Source organism: Nocardia sp. CA-290969 (assembly GCF_050936135.1).
GTDB lineage: Bacteria > Actinomycetota > Actinomycetes > Mycobacteriales > Mycobacteriaceae > Nocardia.
Genome location: NZ_JBNJNJ010000001.1, coordinates 3,610,172 through 3,634,164, shown reverse-complemented (window position 1 = coordinate 3,634,164; position 23,993 = coordinate 3,610,172). Strand labels below are relative to the sequence as shown.

At 63.6% G+C, this 23,993-nt stretch carries 1 protein-coding gene (cut by a window edge); it reads left to right on the top strand.

Annotation, left to right across the window (positions count from 1 at the left end; all coding sequences use genetic code 11):
• On the top strand, window positions 1–23,993 hold the 3' portion of the coding sequence (locus ACQEVO_RS16355) for an amidohydrolase (RefSeq protein WP_432913864.1). Its footprint begins 12,697 nt before the window's first position; 23,993 of the gene's 36,690 nt are visible here — the last part of the coding sequence; the start codon falls outside the window, past its left edge; it ends in the stop codon at window positions 23,991–23,993.

Below are 23,993 nucleotides of genomic sequence, written 5' to 3'. Positions count from 1 at the left end.
TGCCGGGACCTGACGGCGAGGACGATGATCCGGTAGGCGGATATGAGAACCTGTACGGATCGGATGGGGACGGCGTCCGGGCCTGGTTCGACGAGAGCGGTGTGCTGCGGGCCGCGTTCCGGCTCGACGGAAGTCGGCGGGGTCCGGAGATGGTCGCCGATGTGCTCCGTGATTACGGACTTCTGTCGACGGAGTTTCGGGTCGAATGGACACGGGTGGAGGGTGTCGCCGACGACCTCTCGCCCACCGACGACATGGGTGCGCCCCTTTCGGGAGCCGGGATCACTGCGGCGGTGGCGAACAGCGAATTGGGCTGGATTGCCGGTGACTACGGACTCCAGCCGATCCAGGTCGTGCACAACGACTCGACGGGTGGGGCCACCACGCGAGCGGTCCACTTCCGGCGGCGTGAGATACCCGGGTCGCGTTGGAAAGTGCGCGGACCCGGCTTCACCAGCGCCAGTGATCCGAATGATCGAATGGAGGTTCCTCTCGATGACCCGGATGGACGGTCGAAGAATCTCCGTGCCACTGACACTGCGGCCGCCGGCGAACCGGGTTCGGTGGGCGATGAAGCGCCCCCCGTTGCTGTCGATTCGGAGGGGCCACAGCCTGAGCTGGTACTTCCGGACACTTGGCGACCGGCTCGGGGTAAGGACCTGCGCGCCGTTGTCGCCGCAGCCGATATTCCGCCGGCACCGAACTTACGACCAGGCGATCCACAGGGCGATTCGCAGTTACGTGAGCTCGCCGATCGTCAAGGATTCACCGGTGTTCCCGCTGTGACGGATTCCGATCGGGTAACTGCTGTCGTCGAGTACGGTGCTGTCGAGTTGTTCCGGGGTGTTTCCAAAGCGGAGTACGCCCAGGAATTTCTTCGCGGAGCGTTCTATCCAGGCGTCGGCGTCCTCGACGGAAATGGAAAAAATTCCTCCGACGATGGAAATGGAATATATGCTTCCACCTCCCGTGAGGTCGCCGAGCTGTATACCGGCGGAAGCCGCGATCGACTGATAAGATTGGCGCTTCCGCTGGGGGATGTCAGGACTACAACCAAGGAAAAACTGGAAGCCGAGCAGACAGCTTTTCTGGAGGAATTGCGGGCGGAGCGCGATCAGCTTTCGGGCGAATTCGATCGCTTTTCCGAATTGTGGTGGCGGGAGCAGCTCTATTCGGATCTGGGGCGATTCGCCGTCGCATCCGGATATGACGCCTATCGCATAAGCGGAAAGGGGCCGGATTACTGGGTGATCGTGAACCGGACCGCTTTGGTGGCCGAAGATATCCCCCCGGGCAGTGACGACGACCTGGCCGAGGTTCCTCAGGCGCTCATGCCGGAGATGAGTGGTCCGGCCCCGGCCGCGTTGGAAGCCGGCACGCGGCTGGGTCCAGATCCCGGAGACGACAGTGTGCCCGGGGGCAGTGAAAACCGTGACCGAGAAATCAGAACCGCAGTTGGTGAGTTGGAAGGTGCCCGTGCTCACCCGGCGACGGTATTCGCTCTGGGTTCCGGTGCCCGTATGTCCGAAGCGGTCTCCGACGATGATGCCGGTATGTCGGCGGTGGGATCTGTATGGCCGGATCCCATGCGTTTCGGGGAGAACGCTTGGGGTTCCTGGCTGCGGAAGGTGATTCAGGCAACAGGCCTGACCGTGCCGGAGTTCGCCGAGATAATCGGGTTCGCGCCGAGAACTGTCCTCAATTGGGTGTACGGAAATCTACCGCCGGGTTTGCCGTTGCTTCGCGCTATGGTGAGAGAAGTCGGTGTGCCGCAATCTCTTCTGCAAGAGGCCCTCAACCATTTCAAATTCTCGAACGAGACTGGAGAGCTCGACCGGTCGGGGAATGTGGAGATCGGCCATCCTGCGTCGGTGGATTTGGTGGTGCCCGAGTTCGAAGGTAAGAATTTCAAGACGTGGCTCGGGGAACTCATTCAGGCTCTGGGGTTGACCCAGATGGAATTCGCCCTGTACCTCGATGTGAGTGAAGTTGCTGTCGTTCACTGGCTGCGCGGTCCGGACAAGCCCGATCTGGATTCGTGGCGTGCAATTCATTACAATATAGGCGTTTCGGCGGAGGTGTTGAACGAGGCATCTGAGAGGTTCGGGCTCCGGCACCAATCCGGTGCATACCGTGTGGTCGATGTAGTTCTCGGTGATCCTGCGTCGGTGGATTTGGTGGTGCCCGAGTTCGAAGGTAAGAATTTCAAGACGTGGCTCGGGGAATTCATTCAGGCTCTGGGGTTGACCTGGACGGAATTCGCCCTGTACCTCGACGTGAGTCGCTCTTCGGTCAAAAACTGGGTGCTAGGCAGACATAAGCCCGCACTGGAGTCGTGGCGGGCTTTTCATGAGCTGATCGGTGTCTCGGCGGGCACGCTCAACGCAGCTGCCCCGAACTTCGTCCTCTTGGATCAAGAGGGTACCCCCTTCCATGTGGTCGATGTGCGGGGCGGCGATTCGGAGCGGGCCGACTCCGGCGGGTCCGAGGGGTCCGATGGTCAGATGTCGGCATCCGGGAGCAAGACAAATTTCCAGCGCATTCCGAAGTCCTACGATGCCGGCCCGACCTCGGAAAATTCTGTGGCCGAAGTGTTGTGGGAGCTGTACTGGACCCAGCGGCTGCACATGTATATTCCGGATCGAGGAGTATTTCCTGAGCTAATGCGCCGGCAGACAGCGGAACGACGGGCCTCGGATCCCACTGGCTACGAACAGGACGCGGCACGGATCACGTCGATCCTCGCCGACTACCGCGATTGGTTGGAAAGGCAGCTGCCCCCCGATCGCGGTTATGTCTTCGTGGATCGGGTGGGTACGACGACCTGGGCGGATGCAGGTGGCCTCGATATCCGCGCGGCGTTGCAGACCGCGCGCACCTCCATACCGGACCAGGGGAACCCGGTGGAACAGACATTGAACAAGATTGCCCGGCGTGATCGACAGGTCGGGAGAACGCGGAATCTCGCCGCTTCCCTGGCTCCGGCTGTTCCGGAATCAATGCTCGAGGTTTCATTGTGGCCGGTTACCGACTCGGAGAAGAACACCGGGAGTGACCTCGGGGGTTCGGACGGCGATCCGGCAAACCCGCGGCTGCTCACCGAGAGTGACGAAGTAGATCAGGACGGATTCGGCGATGACGCCGAGACGCCTGAGGGTAACGACGGCAACCCCGGTGGTGTCGGCGACAGTGGTCCAGGCAGCGCAGACGGTGCCTTATCGGCCCACGGCGGCGAACCCGGTTCAGGGGGTGCTGAAGCGCCCACCGTTGCTGTCGAATCGGAGGGGCTGCAGCCTGAACAGGTGTTGCTCCCGGACACTGCCTTGGTGGCCGAAGGTTTCCCCCCAGCCAGTGGCGAGGACCTGGTCGATGTTCTTCATACGCTCGTGCCGGAGATAAGTGGTCTGGCCCTGGACGCGTTGGAAGCCAGTATGCGGCCAGGTCCTGACCTTGAAGGCGACCGGGTGCCCGGGAACACTGAAAACCTCGACCCTGAAATCAAATCCGCAGTCGGTGAGCTGGAAGCGGAGCTGGGGCTGGGCACTCGGGCTCACCGTGCTCTGGAGGCAAGCCTGCTGATCGAGCCAAAGTTTCTGAATCCACTCGTCCTCGATAGCGATCAGCATCCCGAGTTGAGGTTCGGCAGCCGCGATTGGGCAGGCCACCTGAATGCGCGAATTCTGCTGCGGAACTACGGTGACGCGGACCTGACCGTGGAAGTGATGGTCGAATTGCATCGGTGCCTGGCTCACTTCTCCAAACCTGTAATCGGTGGAGTCCTGGCGGATGGCAGGCGCCAAGCTGGGCACTCACATCCGTTTACTGACGAGGAGAGATCCATCGTCGAGGCGAATCCATATCTGAAGCTCATCGAAGCATCCGATCCCGGGAACGGGGTGCCCTTCCGTTATGCCGCGATCGAATATGGTGTCTCATCTGCTGAGGCGAAGCTGGATGAACTGGAGCGGACGTGTAGCTGGTACAACGATGCTCGCCGCAGGCACATCACAGACCCGTATCGTCTAGCTGCCGTGCTCCAGCAGCGTCTCGTTTCCATCCACCCATGGCACGACTTCAGTGGCCGCTTTTCGCGGTTGTTGATGAACTGGTCATTGGAGAACAACAGACTCTCACCAAGCGCGCTTGCGGACTTCGACAAGGATCTGTTCTCGACACCCGCAGAATGGGCGGAGGCAGTTCGTGCCGGTAGCGATCTTTTCCGTGAGCGGGCGAAGCGGCTCGAACGCCTCGGAGACACCGCTCGGCCCGCGGCGGTGTTCGCGCTGGATTCCGGTGCCCGTTTGTCCGAAGCGGATTCCGACGATGGTGTCGCCATATCGGATGGTCCTCGTCCGGTTACGCCGGGCAACGATGTGGCGGCGGTACCGGATTCGGCTGACGGTGACCCAGGCTCACAGGAGTCTGGTACTGCTGGGGTCATAGGGCGCCTTGCTGGTGTTCGGGAGTCGATAGGTGACACGGAAGGTGTAGCCACTGCCTATCGGGCAGTGCCGTTGGCGCCTCCGAGCCAGCCGACCCTATCGGTGGATCCCCGAGTACCCGGCTTTGCCGAGGGGGCAGATCAGTACAGGGCAACCGTTGCCGCCAGCGGGGCTGCAGGAGCCGACGATGATGCGTTGAATGTGCCTGCGACTGCGCGCGATGATGAATGGTCACAGGTGGAGACCCTCGATGGGTTCGTTGCCATGATGCGTGCCAGGTTCAAGGGATTCCAGTTGCGAGGACTGGGGGGAAAACACAGTGATGCTCCCATTCCGCCGTTCGTCCACGATCTCAGCGATTCGTCCGAACTGAATATCGCCGCGTTGCGGGAGTTCGCGCGGCTGTTGGAGCAACGCCTGGCGCAGACACGCCTGCTGGTTCCAGGACTGGATGTACGGGGTTTCGGGGTCCGGGATATGGCTGTGGGCTGGCTGAGTGCGGCGCAGCGCGCGTTCGACCTGAAAACTGGGAAGCCGTATACCTCCGAGATCACCCTGAGCCGGGTGGTCGCGAAGAGTCCGCAGCTACTCCGGGATCTGACCGCGGAAGGGGTGGATGACGGCTGGTACCCGCCGGATGTGGAACTGCGGCCGATGGACGAAATGGCCGGGCATGAACTGGGCCATGCACTCGAACACGCCGGCGAAGGACAGGCGTCCGCCCGTGCGGCGGGCTACCTGGCATGGGTGGCCGAGCAAGAGGGGGCCGATCTTCAGGAGTGGCTGAGGGAGTTCACGAAGAACAGCCGCAATGCGGATGGCTCCTTGCGGGCGAAGGAAGCGTTCGGGGAGGTCCATGCCCGATACCTGCGTGACGGTCCGGGTGGAATGCCACGGCCGTATGCTGTCCTGCACGAACTGCTGATTACTCTGGCGAACGATCCGTCGTCGCCGTTGGGTGACCCAAAGACCTTCGGAGCAGACCGGCGGGAACCGGTAGATGAGGAATCGGCACGCCCGGTAACCGACGGTCCGGATCCGATGGCGGCGCCCCTGGACGACCCCACACATGAAGGCCGGTTCCCTCGCCGACGGATCGACGGTCCGGATTCCTCGGCACCGGACCCCGCGGCCCGGTCGGTCGGTACACCGGAACAGCGTGAAGAACTCGCCGCTGCGGACCCCGGAGTGTACGGGCCGCAGGGCGATCTGGAGAACCCGCGGCCGCTCACCGAGGAAGATGCCGAGCGGCTGGAGTTGCTCGGGGACAAAGCCTTGATCAATCCTTATAGCCCGCGCGCCCGGGATATATTCCAGGAGATCTGGGCGGCCCTGTGTGGCGCGCACAGGCCGGTCACAGCGAAGCGGCCGAAGCTGGTGGTGGTGATCGGGCAACCCGCCGCCGGCAAAACCACATTGATGGAAAGTCTGATGGCCGGCTTCGCGGAGGGCGAGGGCGCGGTTCCGATCAACGCCGACAGTTTCAAGGACTATCACCCGGATTACGACAGATATGCGCGTGCCGACGACCTGGCTACCGGCCATTTCCCCGCCGACAACGTGATCGTTTCCTGGCGAAATGATCTGGTGGACGCAGTCATCGAGAATCGTTTCCATGCGGTCATGGAAACTGCGGTGTCCAGCCCCGAGCGCACCGCGGCGTTGATCGAGCGGTTCAAAGATGAAGGCTATGACGTCGAACTCCAATTCATGTCGGAGTCGATGCCGGTGAGCCGGCTGTCGATCATCCGTCGGTTCGTCCAGATGCGTCTCGACGGAGATCCGGGCCGTATGGTCGACACCGGCACTCACGACAAAGGGTTCTGGAACACCGGCGAGCTGCTCTACTTGCTGGAATCCGGGGAATACGACCTCGGTGTGAGCAAAATCGGGGTCAGCAACCGTGCCGGTCCACTCCTGGACGACGCATCCCCCGGCGACGGCACCTTCAAAGCCCTGCGTGCCCTGGTCGCGGGCCGCACCGTATTGACTGCCGAGGCGTACCGCGAACTCATCGCGGACCTGGCCGACCTGCGTGCGATCGTGGAGGAGGAGCGGGACAAAGCGGAGAACGAACCCGCGCAATGGGAACCGCTCCTCGTCGAACTCGATGCGATCGCGGAACTTGCGGAATCGATGGAGCCGGCGGAGCCGGATCCGAAAGTCGGCGTATCGGATACCCAGGAGTCGGAGGAGGGGTCTGGCGCCGAGCCAGCCAGGTCAGCGGACAGCGTGGGAAACCTCGGCCTGGATGCCGAACCTGAGCACAGCCGTGGTGAGCATGCGGTCGTCACGGATCTGGGTGGTTCGGGTGCCGGCGCTGATGCGATACCCCCGGTGCCGGGGGAATCGGATGGGCCGCTCGATGATTCGGGTGTGTCGTCAGGTGACGATGTGACGGCAGTTCCGGACTCGGAGGTATCTGCGGCCGCGTACTGGGATGCGCGGTGGGCGTGGGTCGAACGGGAACTGGACGACCTGGACTACTGGATCAGGCATGAGGTAGACAACGGCGAACCCGGAAAGTATCTGGCTGAGCTGCGGCAGCAGATCGAGCTGCTGTCCGCGGAGCGGAAAGCGGACGCTCTGGCATCAATTCCCGAGACAAACCCGAGTTCGGCGAATTCGGGCGAGAAGCGTCACGGCGATCAGGACGGCCGGGGGAGCGGTGCGTTGCACCGGCTCGACCAGCAGGAGACTGTGTTGCATCCGCCCGTCGACTCCGGCGTGATGGAGCCGGTCGCTGTCCCCGCAACCCCGCAGGAAGTGAATGCGGCACAGTACGAGTCCGAACGCACGTGGGCCGCGATGCGGGCCAAGCGGCGGTTTTACCTGGATGAGCTGGGTAAATCGGCACCGTACGACGAGCTGGAGTCGAATGTCGAGGTGCAGGTACCAGGCTCGGCGTTCACTCTGGATCTCGCGGACCACGGAACGCGGCACGGCGTTATCGTTCTGACGCTGGCCGAAGCGACGAGCGCAACGGCGTTCCGGAAACTGCACGCGGCGGAGTACCTGGTCCGGCAGGGTTGGTCGATCTCGACTGTTGTGCTGGCCGAACCGCATCAGCGCAACCAGCGTCTGGAAAGCCATGTCGGTAGCGATGCGGCTGCGGAAATGCGGCGTCTGCGCGACAACAGCGCCTCCTCGCACGAGTTCCCGGGCTCCTTCGAATTCACAATTCGTCCCGCCGAGATTGTCCGCATCGGTCTCGACGATCGAACGTCCGATGAGCTGAAGCGATGGGATACGACATACGACGAACTCGTTGCTGCGTTGCATACCACGCGGAACCCCGCCGCACGTGCTGCCCTGGAGGCGCGTATCGCTCGTCTCCTCCTCGAGGTGTACCCGGACCCGGCCGTGGCGGCGACCGTAGCCCGCGAACTCGAGGCCACGGCCGACGACAGTGGTTCGGACCAAGGGCTCAGCGATGGCCCGGGCTACGAAGTCCTGCCGGACGATCTCCGGCAGGAGGTCGAGGACTGGGTGAACCGGGACGAGCCGGCCATGAAGAAGGACTTCGAGCACCTGCACAGGAACCCTGAGCTGTCCTGGCAGGAGCACGAAACGATCGATTTCTTAGTACGGGAGCTCGATGCCGCGGGGCTGGAACCGAAGATCTGGAAGGACGACGACGGTCGGATAGTCACCGTCACTTGTGATATCGGTCCCGAGGACGCCCCCCTCGTCGGGTACCGGGCCGATATAGACGCGCTACCGGTCCGGGAAGAGAGCGGCCTGGAGTACGCCTCCACCGCCACCGGTATCGATGCCAACGGTAACGAGAAGCCCGTCATGCACGCATGCGGCCACGATGTGCACACCACCATCGCGCTGCACGCCGCCAAGGCGGTGAAACAGATGGAACAGCACCTCGACGTGCGGGTGCGTTTCATGTGGCAGCGTGCCGAAGAGGTCGGTACCGGGGCGACGGCGCTGGTAAAAGCAGGCGCAATGGAGGGCGTCACCGATGTGGCGGCGATGCACACCGATTCCACGTTGCCAGCCGGGACCGTCGCTGTTCTCACGGGGGAGATGAACGCCGCCGCTATCGGTGTCGAACTGGGTGTGGACGGTCTCGGCGGTCACGGTTCCCGTCCCGGCGAATCCGACAATGTGCCGAAACGCCTCGGTGAGCTGCTGACCGGTCTCCCGGCCTTGGTTCGCGACCAACTGCGGAGGTTGGGCATCATCGGGCGGAAATCCTTGCTGGCGATGTCATTCGGCGCGGCACATACCGGGTCGACATTCAATGTCATCCCCCCCAAGGGCAGCTTGCTCGGCGGTATCCGCCTCTACAGCGAAGAACTGTACGACAACGGCGACATGCGCACGTTGAAGGCCACCGTACGGAAGTGCGTCACCGCGATACTCAGCAATGCTGACCTCCCGCCCAATTCCGAACTCGGCTACGACCTGACATTGAGGGAGGTCGCCCCGCCGGTCCTGAACCACCCGGAATCAGCCCAGCAGATGCGCGCCGCGGTCGTCGACGCGCTCGGGCCGCAAGGTCTGGGCACCCGTCTGCCGTCTCCGGGCAGCGACGACTTCGGGGTGCTGATGAAGAAGTGCGGGAAGGGGGTGTACGTAAATATCGGGGTCGGGTGGCCGGACAGGCCGAATTTCGACATCCACGACCCGAGGTATGCGGCGAACCCGGCGGCGTTGGCGGTCGGGGTCAAGGTGATTACGCACCTCCTCCTAGGCCGGAATCCGGGCACCACGCCACCGCGAGCCGACGCGCCACCTGCCGACGGCGGCGCACCGGGTTCACCTGGTGATACCGCGCCCGCCGAAAGCGTCGAGTCGGACGATGCCGCTGAAGTACCCGCGGACGTGAGCTATTCCGGTGGGGCGGCGAGCCTGCGCGAGTCGGACGCCGGGGCGGGCTCGCGCGATCCGGATCAGGTGCCGCCGAGGCCGGGACGGTTCACTCCCGGAGAGGACGCCGAACGATACGGTGTGCCGAAGCCGGACGAGTGGTCGGACTCGACCCCGCAGGACGTTGTCGATCGGTTGCACGAGCGGCTGCGCAGTATCGCCGGCCGCGATATCGAGTTGGCCGGGTTGGTCCGGCCGGGTGTCACCGACGTGGCGGTACAGGAATTTGCGCGGGCCATGGTCGACCGGTTCACCAACGAGCCGGCATTGGATGTGCGGAAGATCGTCATCGACACCACACCGGACCCGGATCGCATCGATGTGACCACAGGGATCGATAGGGATACCGGCAAGCGGTATGTCGAGTCGCTCGTACTCGATGCTCGGCTCTTCGAACCACCCGCGGACAGCTCCGGCGGCCCGACGCCCAGTGGTGACCGGTTCCTCGAGCAGATCACCGATCCACGGATACTTCCGTCGGCGGTGCACGATCGGCCGGCCTACGCGCTGATGGTTCAGGGACTAGCGAAGGCGGACTTCGAGCTGAACGGCGAGATGGCCGGACTCGTTTTCGATCAGCATGCCCGGCATTACTACCGTGACAACACTCCGGAGTCGCCCACTCAGGAGGGTTTTCGGAAATGGTTGACCGTCACATTCACTGACGATTTCGGCCGGATCCGTGCGACCCGGCCGTCGACCGCTTTCATCCATGCCTGCACAGTGGCGGCGGTGCACGGAGTGGACAGTGATCGGGTCGGGCCGGCCCAACGGTTTTTCTACAATCTCTGGAAAGCCCAAGATGGGGTGAAGCCGAGAACGCTCGGCGAGAAATACGAGGAATCCGTAGCGATTTCGCCTATGACATCGGCACAAAAGCTCGGTGTGCCGGTTCCCGATGAATGGTCCGAGCTTTCTCCTCCGGCAGTCGCGATCGAACTGGAGAAAATGATCAGGGCGGTGCACCGGCGTCACCGGAATTTCACGGTGCGTGGTTTCGACCATCCGGATATCGATCCCGAAGCAGCACGCGAGATCGCTCGACGCCTGATCATCCGTATGCGGGAGAATCCCCGTGCCCGCCTCAGCGGCATCAGTATCATCGGCGCCGATCCGGTCACAGGCGATGCCTGGGGAAGGTTCGATGCCAAAACCTACCGTGCTTCGAGGACGTACCGCGATTCGACCGGGCGCACTCGTAAACCGTCGGCCGAGATATTCATCAATCTGGATACTGTGAAGAATCCGGGGCGATTGTGGTGGGATGCGCAATCTGCTGCTCACAGCCGGTTCCGCGTGCAGTGTGCCGCGGACCGCCCGATAGGCACCCTGATCGACCACGAGTTCGGGCATGTGCTGGCATTCGATCGTGGGTGCCTGCCGGAAAAGCTGGCATCGAAGGTGCTGCTGCACTACTACATGGCGAACAAGCTCGGTAACCCGGATATTTCGAGCTTCCAGAAGTGGTTGCAGGATCATTTCGTCGGGTACAGCTTCGAAGCGGACGGCAGATTTGATGCGCGGGAGGCCGTAGCCGAAGCGTATGCGCAGGCATTGAACGAAGAGAATGTGAGCGCGCCGGTACAGCTGCTACATGATCTCGTGGTCCGGACATCCCACTCGCGGAATGCGCCGTGGTCGCAGCGGGTCACGGTCATCCTGGATTGGCTGGGGTATCGGTTCCCGCTGTACAACCTCGACACCGAAGCAGTGGTCGCACCCATGCCTGCGCCGACGGAGTCCGATGTGGGTGAATCCTCCGACACCACAGGCACCGACACCGATTCGGTCCCGCCGGCGGTGGGGCCGGACGAATTCCGGACGCTTGTATCCGAGCCGGCCGTGCAGCGCCGTGCCATGGACCGTTTGTTCGGGCAATACGCCGGCCCGAAAGGCGTAGGCGAATACCAGGCTCTGCAGCTGAAACATACGGAGAAATTGCGGCGATTGGACGTGGCCGGGTACGACGCACTCGGTCGGGAGCTCGCGGAGATCAGAGACGGTTTCCGGCAGTGGTTGCGACGTCAGCTGCCCGCCGGGTGCTTCCACGCCGACCTCGAGCTGAGCGTCGAGGCTGCGATCATTCATGTCGCGAGTCGTACAGATCGTCGCGGGTCTGGTGAGCTCAATGTGGCCGAACAGGCGATTTGGTTGGCTTTGGTCGAGTCGGTGGCAGCCCGGACGCGCCGGAAAATCGGGTCGGCTACAGCGCCGGATGCCGACTCGGCGGTCGACGTGCCGGACGGCGGTCGACCGAGGGACAATCTGGTAGGCGCCACCGCCATCGACGAATTACACATCCGCAGGGACTCTTGGACCGCACCCCGGTACGCCGGTGATCCGCGTTTCGCGCACGAGCATGCCGAGCAGGAGATCCATCTGGCCGCCACGCTCTACCACCGGCCGGAGGTTCTGACCGCCGCGCGAGCCATGCTGGTTCATCTGCGCGCTGTGCTGCACGAGTTGTATCCGAACGCGAGCGATGCGGAGATCGACAACGCCTTTTATGCACCGGAGAATGCGACCGCAGGCGGCATGGTGTTGCGGTCGGTGCCACTGGAAGTGCTTCTGGCCGAAGGAAATCTGCGTGAAGTGATGGCGGCGGTGCTCAATGGCATGATCCGCAGCCGGGAAATACCTGTTCCGTCGGGAACTACTCTTGACGAGGGTATTGCCGCGCTCCTCAATCGGGAAGATTGGGAAACAGAGGCGCACCGGCTAGGGTTCGATGTCGAGGCGCTCGGCAGGATGCGGACAGAGATCACCGGCGGAGATCCGGTTGTGATCATCGCCGAAGATATCTACACCGAGCACACTGCGCCGAGCGATCCGGACCGCGATGCCGTTCTCTCCGAGCTCATTCACTGTTATGAGGGGCGGAAGCGGCGATCGGAGCCGGACACATTGCCGTGGTCACTCACTGCGGAAGACTTTCGGGCGCTCGGAATGCCGCTGTCGGACCGGGAATGGGCGGCTCTGCCCAGCGATCGGGTCATGCTTTGTGATCCGCGAACGAATACATATCTCGGGATTCCACGCGATTCCGAAGGCTGGGTGGACACCCAGGAGCTGAAGTCCCGACTCATGGAAGTGTACGAAACTCTCCGCGGCGTGAGCCCGCAGTACCTTCAGGATTCGCACGGCACCCTGGTACGAGACGCTGACGGCAATGCCGTCGTGACAGGGGTCGCACTCTTCCACGAGGTCGGTGCCGAGCAGGATCTCACGAAGGTGAGTGACCTGGAACCGGAGCGCCTCGAAGTCCTGCTTCCGTGGCGTCCGGGCATGGCCGGTATCGAATTCGATAAGGACCACCAGTGGTCCTATCGCGTTAACCGCGAGCACGGAATCGACACTATGTCAGGGGTTGCCGGCACCGGGTTGAGGATGGCCGCACGTTTCCGATGGCTGCAGGCGCCCAAAGTATTCGAAAAAGATTTCGCCGCAGCCATTCTGGCGTCCCTGATGCCGCAACACCACACGCTCTACGAGGTCGTGCGTGGTATGTACACCGCCGGACTCGATCTCCGGCTCGGTCTCGGCCTCAATCCTGGTGCAGTGTTCAGTCCGATAACCGACCCCCCGGGCGCCCTGGGCACACAGTTGCACGATGCGGTGTACGACGCCCTCGGTGTGCGTCCCCTGAATTCTGCCGACCGGTACACAGATCGCCAGGGCGAGCAGGTCGAGGACGACTGGTGTGACGTGCCCTTGTTCGGCATGCGGGATGCCTACGCCGAGATGCTGCACGACGCATTCCCCGGCGCGGAAATCGAGCTGTTCGGCTTTCCTGCGCAGCACCATACGCTGCCGGACAGTGTGGTGCCTACGGCAGGAGGAACCGGCGCCGAGCAAGCTGGTCCGACGATATTGGACGAGGTGGTATTGCGGGATCTCGCCCGAGGACTCCAGGACGGTTTCACGGAAGCCCCGAATGCTCGAGTGGTGCCCCAGCGGATCGGATTCGCCGATCTGGGCCGGTATCGGATGGCGGGAACCGAATTCGATATCGACCGCCATGGCCGCAAGTACGTGAAAACGATAACGTTCAATACCCGGTTCGTGGCGGATGGCCGGCGGCTGGCGGAGTACATGGACGAGCAGGTCGAAGCCGGCCATTTCCCGGAGGCGTATCGGGCCCGTCCGGCCTATGCGCTGGCCATGCACGAGGTGGGGCATGCCTACGAAGTGGCCGGTGAGTATGAGGCCCGCGAGCTGATCGTCACCATGATGGCGGACCATTTCCAGAAACTGCTGCGGCGTGAGCAGCGGTGGTGGGCGAGGCTCACACCGGACGAGCGCGCGGCGCAGGCACGGCGGTGGTGGAACAAACTGTCCCGCAAACAGCGTGCGGAGCGGGAACAGCGTTGGTGGGACGAGCTGCCACCCGGTGGGAAGACGGAGCTGTGCCGGGACTGGGAGGCGCTCGGGTCGCGCTGGCGGGAGGGGCTGAGGCTACAGTGGTACGAGGACGTACTGCCGACCCGGATCGCCGAGCACGGGCAGCATTGGTGGCGGCAACTGTTGCCCGGCTACGACCTCGATCCCCGTGAAGGTGAAGTCGGTGCCTGCGAGTACTGGCTGGTGAGTACGCATTCGGGACATGTCGTTTCGCCGGAGAAGGTGTTTTTGTGGGGCGAGAAGCTCGCCGGGGACTTCTCTGTGGTGAAAGTGGCCGAGCGGGTGTACGTCGATACCGGGGTGGTGGTAGAGGTCGGCGATACCCGCATGGGCCACGATCTGCTGGTCCAGCGGGCATCCGAAGAACAACGGGCCGAACAACCCGGCATGCCGAGCCGGGACGACCGGTACGGGCGGACGTTGCCACAGGTGGTTGCCCTCAGAAAGGTGTTGACCGAGCACAACCTGGGGGCCGAAACCATCGAGTCGATTTGGCGGCATTTCGGTGAGTTGTCCACGGCTGATGCGAGGGAAGCCTTTATCGCCGACGTTCGCGCCGATATCCACGGCACTCTCGAAGTGCTGTTGCACAGTGCGAAATACCGGCTGACAGAGGATTCCCTGCAGAGAATTTTCGACAACAAGATCGTGCCCGCGTTCTTCGAGGGAAGGAGTGCGGTCGAGGACGGACCGCCTCGGGCGGTGATCCTGATAGCCCAGACCGGGGCCGGAAAATCGACCCTGACCGCGCATTGGGCCAACGCGTTCGGCGCCCCAGGGCTGGTGCATCTCACCGCCAATCAGATGTTCGAATTCCATCCCGAATATGCGGCGCTGGTGGCGAGCGGTGTCCTCAATCCAGCGCACCCGATTGTTCCGGAGGCGGCGGCCTGGTTTGTCATGGCACTCGAGTACGCCATCGACCATGGGTACAACGTGGCGGTGGAGGAGACATTCGGGTCGCCGGATGGTGCTGCCAAACTGGTCAGGCAGTTCATAAGGCGGAATTATCAGGTGGATATCGAGGTTCTCGCTGTTCCCGGCCAGGTCAGTAGGCTGTCGATGATCCTGCGGGTCGTGCGTGGTGAGGATGTCTACATGCCCCCACACGTCCATGATCGGAGTTTTGGCGACAGCACCCGCCTTCCCGAGTATTTCGAGACCTTACGCGATGCGGGGGATACCCGGCTTCGAATCCATACGAGAGCAGGGCAGGTATTCGACGAATCTCAGGTTTACGATTCGGCGGCCGAACTCGTCCGCACGCTCCGGGACAGCTATTGGGGTCCCGATGGGCGACGCAAATTCCTCACCGATGTTCAGCAGGCTCGTGCGGAGATCACAGCTGCCGAGCGGGCGGGTGCACTCGGCTCGGACGTAGCGGTCCAGCTGTTGAAGGAGGTCGACCAGATCGAGGCGGCGGTGGACCCGGACATTTCGGCGGCCGCCTACTGGAATGCGAGGTGGGCGTGGCTCGATCGGAAACTGGATGACCTGGACTATCGGATCACGCTCGAGGTCGATAACGGCGTACCCGGAATGCAGCTGGCTCAGCTGCGACAGCAGATCGAGCTGCTGTCCGCAGAGTGGGAGGCGGACGCGCTGTCATCAATTCGCGACGCGAGCCCGAGTTCGGCTGATTCGGACGAGGAGCGTCGCAGCGATCACTCCTCCCGGCGCAGCGACGCGTTGCGCCGGATCGACGAGCTGGAGACTGCGTTGCGTGCGCTCACCGACTCGGTTGTGGTGGAGCCCGAGGCTCCCGGTGTGCGGGAGCATGGCGGATCTGACGGGATCGACAACGGTGCACCTGGACATGATTCCGCCGAGCATCGAAGTCGGGACGCCCGCGGCGGCTATACCGACTCCGCGGACGGTCCCCGGAACCAGTTTCGGCGATGGTTCGACAGGCATCTCCCTCCTGTGCTGCAGGACCTGTACGAGCAGGTGATGGGCGTCTTCGACCACGCGAGGAGGGACGAGGCGGAGATCGTCGAGGACCTCCTCGCCGCGGCCGACGCGGCCGACGCGGTTGCTGCAGCGAGGGGCGAGGTCGATGACGCAGCAGGCGAATTCCTGGCCGGAATCGCCGAGATTTTCCCTGGCTCGGCGGCAACCGAGCGAGACCGCGCGCGCGGGCCGCATGCCGATCCGGAACTTCCGGGTGAACCCGCACAGGAGAATGCGGGTGCCGACGCGACAGAATCGGCGGAGAAAGAAGTCTCGGGATCTCGGTCTGCTCCCGTTTCGTTCGCCGGCGACCCGCGGACCTCCCGCACAGACAGGCCGGAATCCGGCCCGAGCGGGCCTGCCGGTTTGCCGGATCCGGCCGAAGACAACAACAGTTCAGCGGCAGAAGGGTCCGCTGAGGGCCGCGATTCCGACGAGAGCGACCGGCACCTGATGGCGCTGGAGGCCATCGCTCCGGGAGGACCTGTTCACCCTGGAATGAGCCTGCTATCCGCTGTTGCCGCCGGTCGGACGGATGGGTCAGGCGGTTCGTTCGGTGCGGTGATGCTCGGATGGGACGCCCTGCGGGACGCCGCGGATCGTGTGCATGAGGCGCGCACCGAGGCTTGCGCAGTGACCGGAATAAAGGACCGGCCGGCGATGCAGGAGTTGGTGCGGGAGTCCCGCGGGCTTGTGCATGCGCTCGATGCGGCGCGGCGGGTGTATCGGGATCCGGCCGCGTCGGCGGCCCAGCGGAAGTCGGCGGTCGAGTACGCCGATGCTGTGCGCGGATGGCTGAAAGCCTATTGGGCCATGCCTTATTCCATTCGCGCCCAATTACATCGGGCGGGCCTCATCGCGAACCTCGTCGAACCCACCACGGCCCATACCTTGGCCGAATTCCGGCGCGCACGTGTCGCAGTCGATGTGGCGCGGACGCGACTGATGCCCGGAGGCGATTCCGGAGCGGAGCCGGTCGATATGCGCGTCGGCGGTGTCCCGGAGAACGGGTTGTCCCGTGACCTCATGACGGTGGCTCTCGACGCCCCGGAGCCGCAGATCTACCACCTGCTGGGCCGGACCGCGACCGGCCAGGAGATCCTGAAAATGCTGGGTGAGAACCGGGTTCGGGTCGAGCTCACCGAATTCGATCCCGGCGAGGGCGGATCGGCTCTCGGCGTGTACGATTCGTCGTCGCAGACAGCACGTGTCTTCACCACGGGGTCCGGTCTGCTCACTCAATTGACGACCCTGGCGCGTCTCGCAGTGGAGGCGGATAAGCGGCAGAAGGGTCTCATTCCCGACCCGCTGGCGATGAAGCGCTTCGAGTACACCGCGGCCTGTATCGACTTGGACCACGCAGCAGAAATGCTGGTGATCGAACTTGCCGAGGAACTGACCGCCCAGGGTTATCCGGTCGCGGAATTCGCGTCGGCGAACGCCTACTATGCCGGGATCTCTGCGTACTACGCCGAGGCGGGTGAGGGCACCGAGTCTGCTGAACGCCGCGCGGTCCGGGCGCATGAGCGTGCTGCCGGTAAAGTGCGCGATCTGCTCGAGGCCCAACTGGCCGATGAGTACCGCATGACCTGGAGGGAATATCGGAATCAGCGCCCGCCGGAATCCGCCGACGGCTGGCAGCAGCTCCCCGAAGCAGGCTACGACGAGGCGCTGCGACGCACCATGCTGGACCTGAAAGCCGCAGATCTGCGGCGGCATGCGGCCGGTAAGGAGGCGGTACTGCTGGCGGGGCATCTCTCGATCACCGAGAATCCGCTCGGCTCCGATATCCAGCCGGCGATCGACCGGGCAGTCTTCGATACCGAACTCGAGCTCGTCACCGCCGAATCCGCCGGATCCACCGAAGCGGCTGCTCGGCTGCGGCGCCGCCGCCACGAGCTACACCGGCTGGCCGACCTCAGCCACACCTACCGCTGGGCGCTGTCGGAATGGCACGGTATACGGGACCACGCCCACACGCTGGCGGTCGGGCATGTGCTCGCGACGCAGGTGGAGGGTGAGCCGATCAGCGATCATGTCGCCTGGGCGGAAGGACGGTCCGGCCGGCCGGACCGGCTCGTGGTCGTGGCGAGCAAGGGTGGGCACCACCAGGCCCTCAGGGAAGTCACTACGCGAAGCCACGCCTTCGTGTCTGGCGATGACTTCCATACGGAGTACCTCGAAGTCGAGATCGCCGATGAGGGGCTGGTCCGGGTCCGCTCGATCGAGGAACCGTCCGCCCCGGTTGCCGCGCGCCAGGATCAGCGGGACACGGTATGGCCGGGTGCGGCGCAGCAGTACGTGGATCGGGAAATACAACAATTTACAGAGCTGCTGGCGAGCACCGAGATCCCCGCAGCTGCCGTGATGACCCTGCGGGAGAACGAGGTCCGGATCGAATACCGGTCCCACGCCATCCACCGGTACTATCCAGCGCAACGGCTACTGGTAATCGATCCCGGCGCGTCCCCGGCCGAACAGATGCTCGCCCTCGTAGAGGCGGCCGCGCATATCGACCACGACACCCGCACTACCGACGAGGTAGTGCGTTTCCTGCTGACCGCATCTCGCGACGAATTCATCGTGGACATGCTCGACCGGCAGGTAATGCCGAAGTTCATGGCGATCCTGGCGCTGCGCCAGTGGCGGCAGGCATTCGGTACGGACGGGCCGGACGGTACCGGGCTCCCGGTTCTCCCACTGGAGCGGGTGTATACCAAGGCATACTCTCCGGAGTCGGCCGCGACGAGCCCACAGGAAGCGCACGACAACGGTTTGGCGAACATACTGCGCGAACTCACCGCACTCGAGATCTCACCCGGCCGGACCTACAGCGAGTTTTTCGGTGCCGTATGGGATTACGCGCACGGTATGACATCGGATCCGGGCCCCGCGCTCGAGACCGACGAGGGACGTAACCTCTTCCAGGCGGCCGGCCTGACCGGCGAACCCGCCGTGGACCGTGCTCGGCTCGCGGCCACCGAGGACGATCTGCTGGACATACCCGAGGAATGCCGAAGCGATTGGTGGTCCGAGGCCACCACCATCGGGGATCTCGTACCGAAAATCCGGAAGAAGTTTTCGAATGCGAGGCTGTGGGGGTTCGGGCCGGAACTCAGTGATCCGCCGAGGCGGGGCGAGAAACCGGATACCAGTGATCCAGCGGAACTCAGTGTCGCGGCGGTGCGGGATTGGGTACGGAATCTCGCGGCAGAGCTGGCGGCGACGCCGGCGGCTGATGTGCGGGGGCTCAGCGTCCGCGATATGGCGGACGAGGAGGACGTCAAGGAATTCAGTGAGGCGATACGGGCCCTCGACACCGAAACCGGTAAGCAGTACACCTCGGAGATCATTCTGAGCCGGGCGGCGGCGCGGAACCCGTTGTGGCTGCGGGACGCGATGGAGCAAGGCGTCGCCCTCGGGAAGCTGCCGCCCGGATCCCAGATCCGGTCGATGAAGAAACTGGCCAGGCATGAGGTCGGCCACGCGCTCGATCACGCAGGCGGATGCCAGGCATCCCTGAGGGCAGAAGCGGAACTGATGGATGCAGCCAGGCGGGAAGGCGCCGACTACCAGGCATGGCTGCGGATGCTCTCGCCGTACAGCACGAAGAAGAACCCGGACGGAACACTCTCACTGCGGGGCCCTGAGGCGGTGGCAGAGGCGTACTCCCGGGTGCGGGCTGCAGAAGGATCGGAAGAACCGGTCCAGGTGCCACAACCGGTTCGAGTGCTGGCCGAACTGCTGGAGTGGTACGCGCCATCCGCTGTCACATCCGGCGAGCCACCTACCCAGGGGTCATTTGGGGCGGTGCGGGATTCGGGGGATGGTTCTCGTGATGGTGAACGCGATCTGATGGGGATCCGGGCCGATCCTGAAGAAACCGGAGATGAGCCTGGTAATGAAGCTGATTCCGCAGCGCGACGCCCTGGCGAACCAGGGCGTGAGGACGGCAACGTATCCGAGACTTCCTCCAAATCACTCGAGGGATACCACGCTTCCGGACCCTCGGATGGTTCCGACGACGTGCAACCGTATAGCGAGGGAGATGCGCGTTCGCGCAGTCGTGCTCACTATGCGACTGTGACACCCGGAGTTGAGCCCAGCAAGCCACTCGGGATGTCTACGGAGCTCACTTTGGGCACGGGCGGACTGCTCCTGGACCCTGATGATGAGCCGTACACCTCCTGGGCGGATGAGGCCTTCGTGATGAACGCGTCGGGGAAGTTCATGACCGTTCAGGCTGACCCCGGTCACGCAGAGCTCCTTGCGCAATATGCGGACTCCGATGACCCCGCTGACGAAGTCGCGGGATTCGGCATGTGGCGAGTGATTGCGGGAGAGTTGGCAATGCTGTGGCCAGACGGCATGATCCGATTCGGCAATGCCATGCTCGATCCGCTCTATGCCGCGCAAGTACTCGACGAGCTGCAGCGCCATGGTGCCGACCTGTCGGACACCGATTGCCGGTTCAAATCACGCGGTGCGCTGTGGGACCCGGAGGTTGAGATGCCGACGGCCGACCAGGTCATCAGCGAGGGCCAGGCTGCCCTACTGGCGGACATCGAGTCCGGAAACGCGGGACTGTTCGACGGATTCGGCCCGGGATTCGCGATCCGGGCTGAGGAGGTCGAATCCTTGGACCGGGTGATCCGGGTGACGTTGGCGATCGTACCGGTGCGAGGTGAGCCGGGCCGGGCGGTGGTGGAGTTCAGTGGCCAAGCCGGTGTGCGGTATGTAGAAGTAGAGCCAGGTCCCGAACCGGAGCGGGTGCGCAGGGCGCTGGATGCGTTGGACGGAAAGTTTGCCGAGTGGTTGGGGTATTCACCGCTGGGACGCGATGCGTCGCAGAGAGCCGACGAGGGCGGTGAGCCGCGCAATGTGGGGGATGTTCGGACCGCGTCTCTTCCCACAGTCGACCGGGGAATACCCATACCCGAAGCCTTGGACGCCGGTGCCTACGGCGACAGCCTGGTGGGTGAACCGGAAGTTCGTGAAGCCGGAACAGCAGACCAACCTGCTGGTGTCGGCTGGATGCCGGGGGCGGTCGAGGTGCCGGCGAACGGGCAACATCCGGGAGACCCGAAATACACCGATTTGCCGGGAGCGCCAACCACTTATGAGTGGATGGAGGAGCAGGATCCGGCGCAAGTCGGCCGCATGCTGAAAAGGTTCCTGCACCAGACCCTGCTCGATTCCCGTGGTGTCGAGGTGCTCGGGTTCGAACTGGTTCCCCGGGAATGCGTGGCGATAGTTCGGGACTACGCTCGGGCGATCGCCGACTACGTCCAGGACAATCGGCATTCCATTCTCCAGTTGGTCGGCTTCGCTGAGAAAGGGCCGGTAGGGGTCGACCCGGCGAGGTGGAATACGGCCTACGCGGTGACAACAGGAAATGCCGATCCGTTGACCCGGGAACGGACTCGGGCGGCCATCTGGTTCAACGTGGAACAGATCTCCGACCCTGAAGAGTTCCAGAACAAGGTTCGCGAAGACGTTGAGCGTGGTTACTGGCAGGAGGGTGCAGCAGCGCAGGCCGCATACGCGATCGGGTGTCATGAAGTCGGACATGTCCGAGAATTGGATAACTTCACAATGGCGCTCGACGTGGCGCCGAGCAACGTGAATTACCACTTCCTTCGTAACCATCTGGGTCGGGCGACCGATATTCACCGTTCGCTGTGGTTGTCCGACAGTCTCCCGCGCAATGCTGTGACGCATACGGGTGAAATAAAAATCAATGAGGCATTGGCCGAGAGTGAGGCCGAGCTGGCGACGGCCGAGCGCGGGAGAATCTCTGATCTCGTCCTGTTATTGGCAGAGATCAATGTTGCGCAGGACGGAAACGCGCCGAAGGTTGTCGACCGTGATGTCAAGGGGCCGGTCCGGGCGCGCGGCGTCGAGTCCTCATGGCAGCCCAGGGAGCCCGATGTGCGCCCCTCCGACGGAGATATTCCACATTCGGAGACTCATGCGGAATGGGCAGGGCTGAGCCCGGAAGCGGCGGGAACGCAGTTGGTTGCCCGGCTGGAGACGATGCTCAGTACTGCCGGTGTGGAAGTCTTCGGGTTCGACGATGCGGACCTGGATCCGGGCATCGTCTCCGAGTACACCAGGGGACTCGCCGATGCCGTCGGTCATCTCGGAGAACGTGGAGTCCGTCCGACGATTTCCCAGGTCGGGTTCGGTCCTGTACCGGAGGGTATGCTGTCCACGGCACACCCGACCGGCGACGGAATCCGGATAACATTCAATGCCGAATTCGCGCGAGATCCGGTCGGATACCGTGATGCGGTAGCCGGGCAATACGCCGGGTTCGGCACGCGTAGCGCGTATCGCACGAGCCCCTACGCAACAGGTATCCAGGCGATCGGGCAGGCCATGGTGCACGGCGTGAACCGCGGAATCGCTCAGAACATAAAGCGGTTCCTGAGCTTGTATTACCGGACTCGTCCCGAACCGTTGGGTGAACTGAGCGAGATCGGGCTTCTCGGCTGGCTCGCCGAACATTTCAGCGGCTTCGCCTTCACGCCGACCTCTTTGTTCAACGCCTACCTCGGGCCTGTCGATGCCTTCACCGAAGTAGTTCTCGATGGGATCGGCCGGGTAGGGGAACCGGTTCGACTGACATATGAAATGCTCATGGGGCTGGACGATCAAAAAATCTATCGGCTGCTCGGATGGTCGCCGGATCCGGATCGGCCCATCCAGACCGTGCCGGTGAACCCGGAGTACCTGGGACCGGTCGCCGCGGGCAGTGAGGGCGGAGAGGATCCGGGCGAGTCCGCCGTGCCCGGCCCGAACAGTGTGGGGGACAGCCGTCAGCAGCTGGAAACCCATCCGCAACAGCGTCCGGAGTATCTGGGTGCGCCGGTCCACGTGCAGGTTGAGCGGACCACCGCACCCGGTGCCGTCGACCAGGTGAGCCGACCCGACTCTCCGAAAGAGCTCGGGTTCGATTCGCGGGACGCGGTAGCGACCGGCCCGTTCGCCGGACTGGATCCACTATCGGCTCAGCAGCAACTGAATCGGCTGGTGTACGAGGCCACTTGGCAGTCTGTGGAGGTGTACGGGCTGGATCGCGAGGGGCTGTCCGAGGAGCGGGTCCGGGGCCTGGCGCAGGCAACCCTCGACATATTCAGGTTGCTGCCGACCCTGGATATTCAGCGGGTCGGGGTCGAGCAATCCGAGCGGTTCGCCGGTAACGCCGAGAATCGGTTCGTGGCGATGATTTCCGTGCCGGATCCCGCGAACGGGCAGATTCGTCACGAGCTGGTCTTCAATGCGAAGTACTTCCGGTCGGCACTTTCCGATGGCGCTCCAGAGGATTTGCAGGAGTTCGCGTGGGCGATGGTTCGGTCCGGCCGGTATCCGGCAGCGGTGGCCAATCACCCGGAGTATCTGGCGGTACTCCACGGGTTCGGTGAGAGGATCGGATATCGCGATCCCGCGGCGGCCGAGAAAGCCTTGAATCTGGCTCTGGGGAGTTTCTACCTTTCGAATACCGAGGCGCAGCAATACGGATACGGCGAGTGGCTACGCCGGACCTTTCCCGGGTATCTTCCGCAGCCTAGCGCCGAGACGGGGCCGCTTACCTCCGTGCCGCCGACGGTGGCCATGGGGGTTGCGTTGGTCGAGTTGGGTGCCAAGGGGTTCGCCGCGGCCGCCGAACCGATGCAGATGATCTACGATGTGCTGACCCAGCATATGCGGGGATGGCCGCCGGACCGTCCCGGAGGCGGTGCCGATACCCCGGAGGGTCCGAGGAGGCCGTCCGACCTGATTCCCGGCGCTGCGGACGCCCTGGACCCGGAACCCTCCGGCGGACGGGGCGATCCGGAGTTTCCGACCGGGTCCGGGGAGCCCGAGCGGCCCGCGAGCCCCGACTTCCGGCCGGTCTCGGACCAGACCAGGCAGCCGGCCGTCGCGGTAACGCGCCTTGCGCTTCGGGCGTTCTCCGGCCCCGGGGTGCCGGTGGAGTTCGACCCGCGATCCGGTGGCGTCAGCCCCGGCCTCGCCGCGGTGGGGAAGCCGGCCGGTATGTATGCCTTCCTGGGCAAGGTCAAGGTGGTGTTCTATCGCGAGCCCAGCGGATTGCTGGCGCTGCGGATCGGGGATCAGCGCATCGCGTGTACCGCCGAGGTAACTGCTCACTGTATTCCGGTCGGTCGGCGACAGAGCCGATTCGTGGTTCTCGAGGCCGGGACAACCATACTGGCGAATCTGACGTACGAATCTCTACCAGAGCTCGATCTCTGTGCCCACATCAGCAAGGTCCTGGCCGACCCCGACCGGCGCGACAAAGAGTTCACGTGA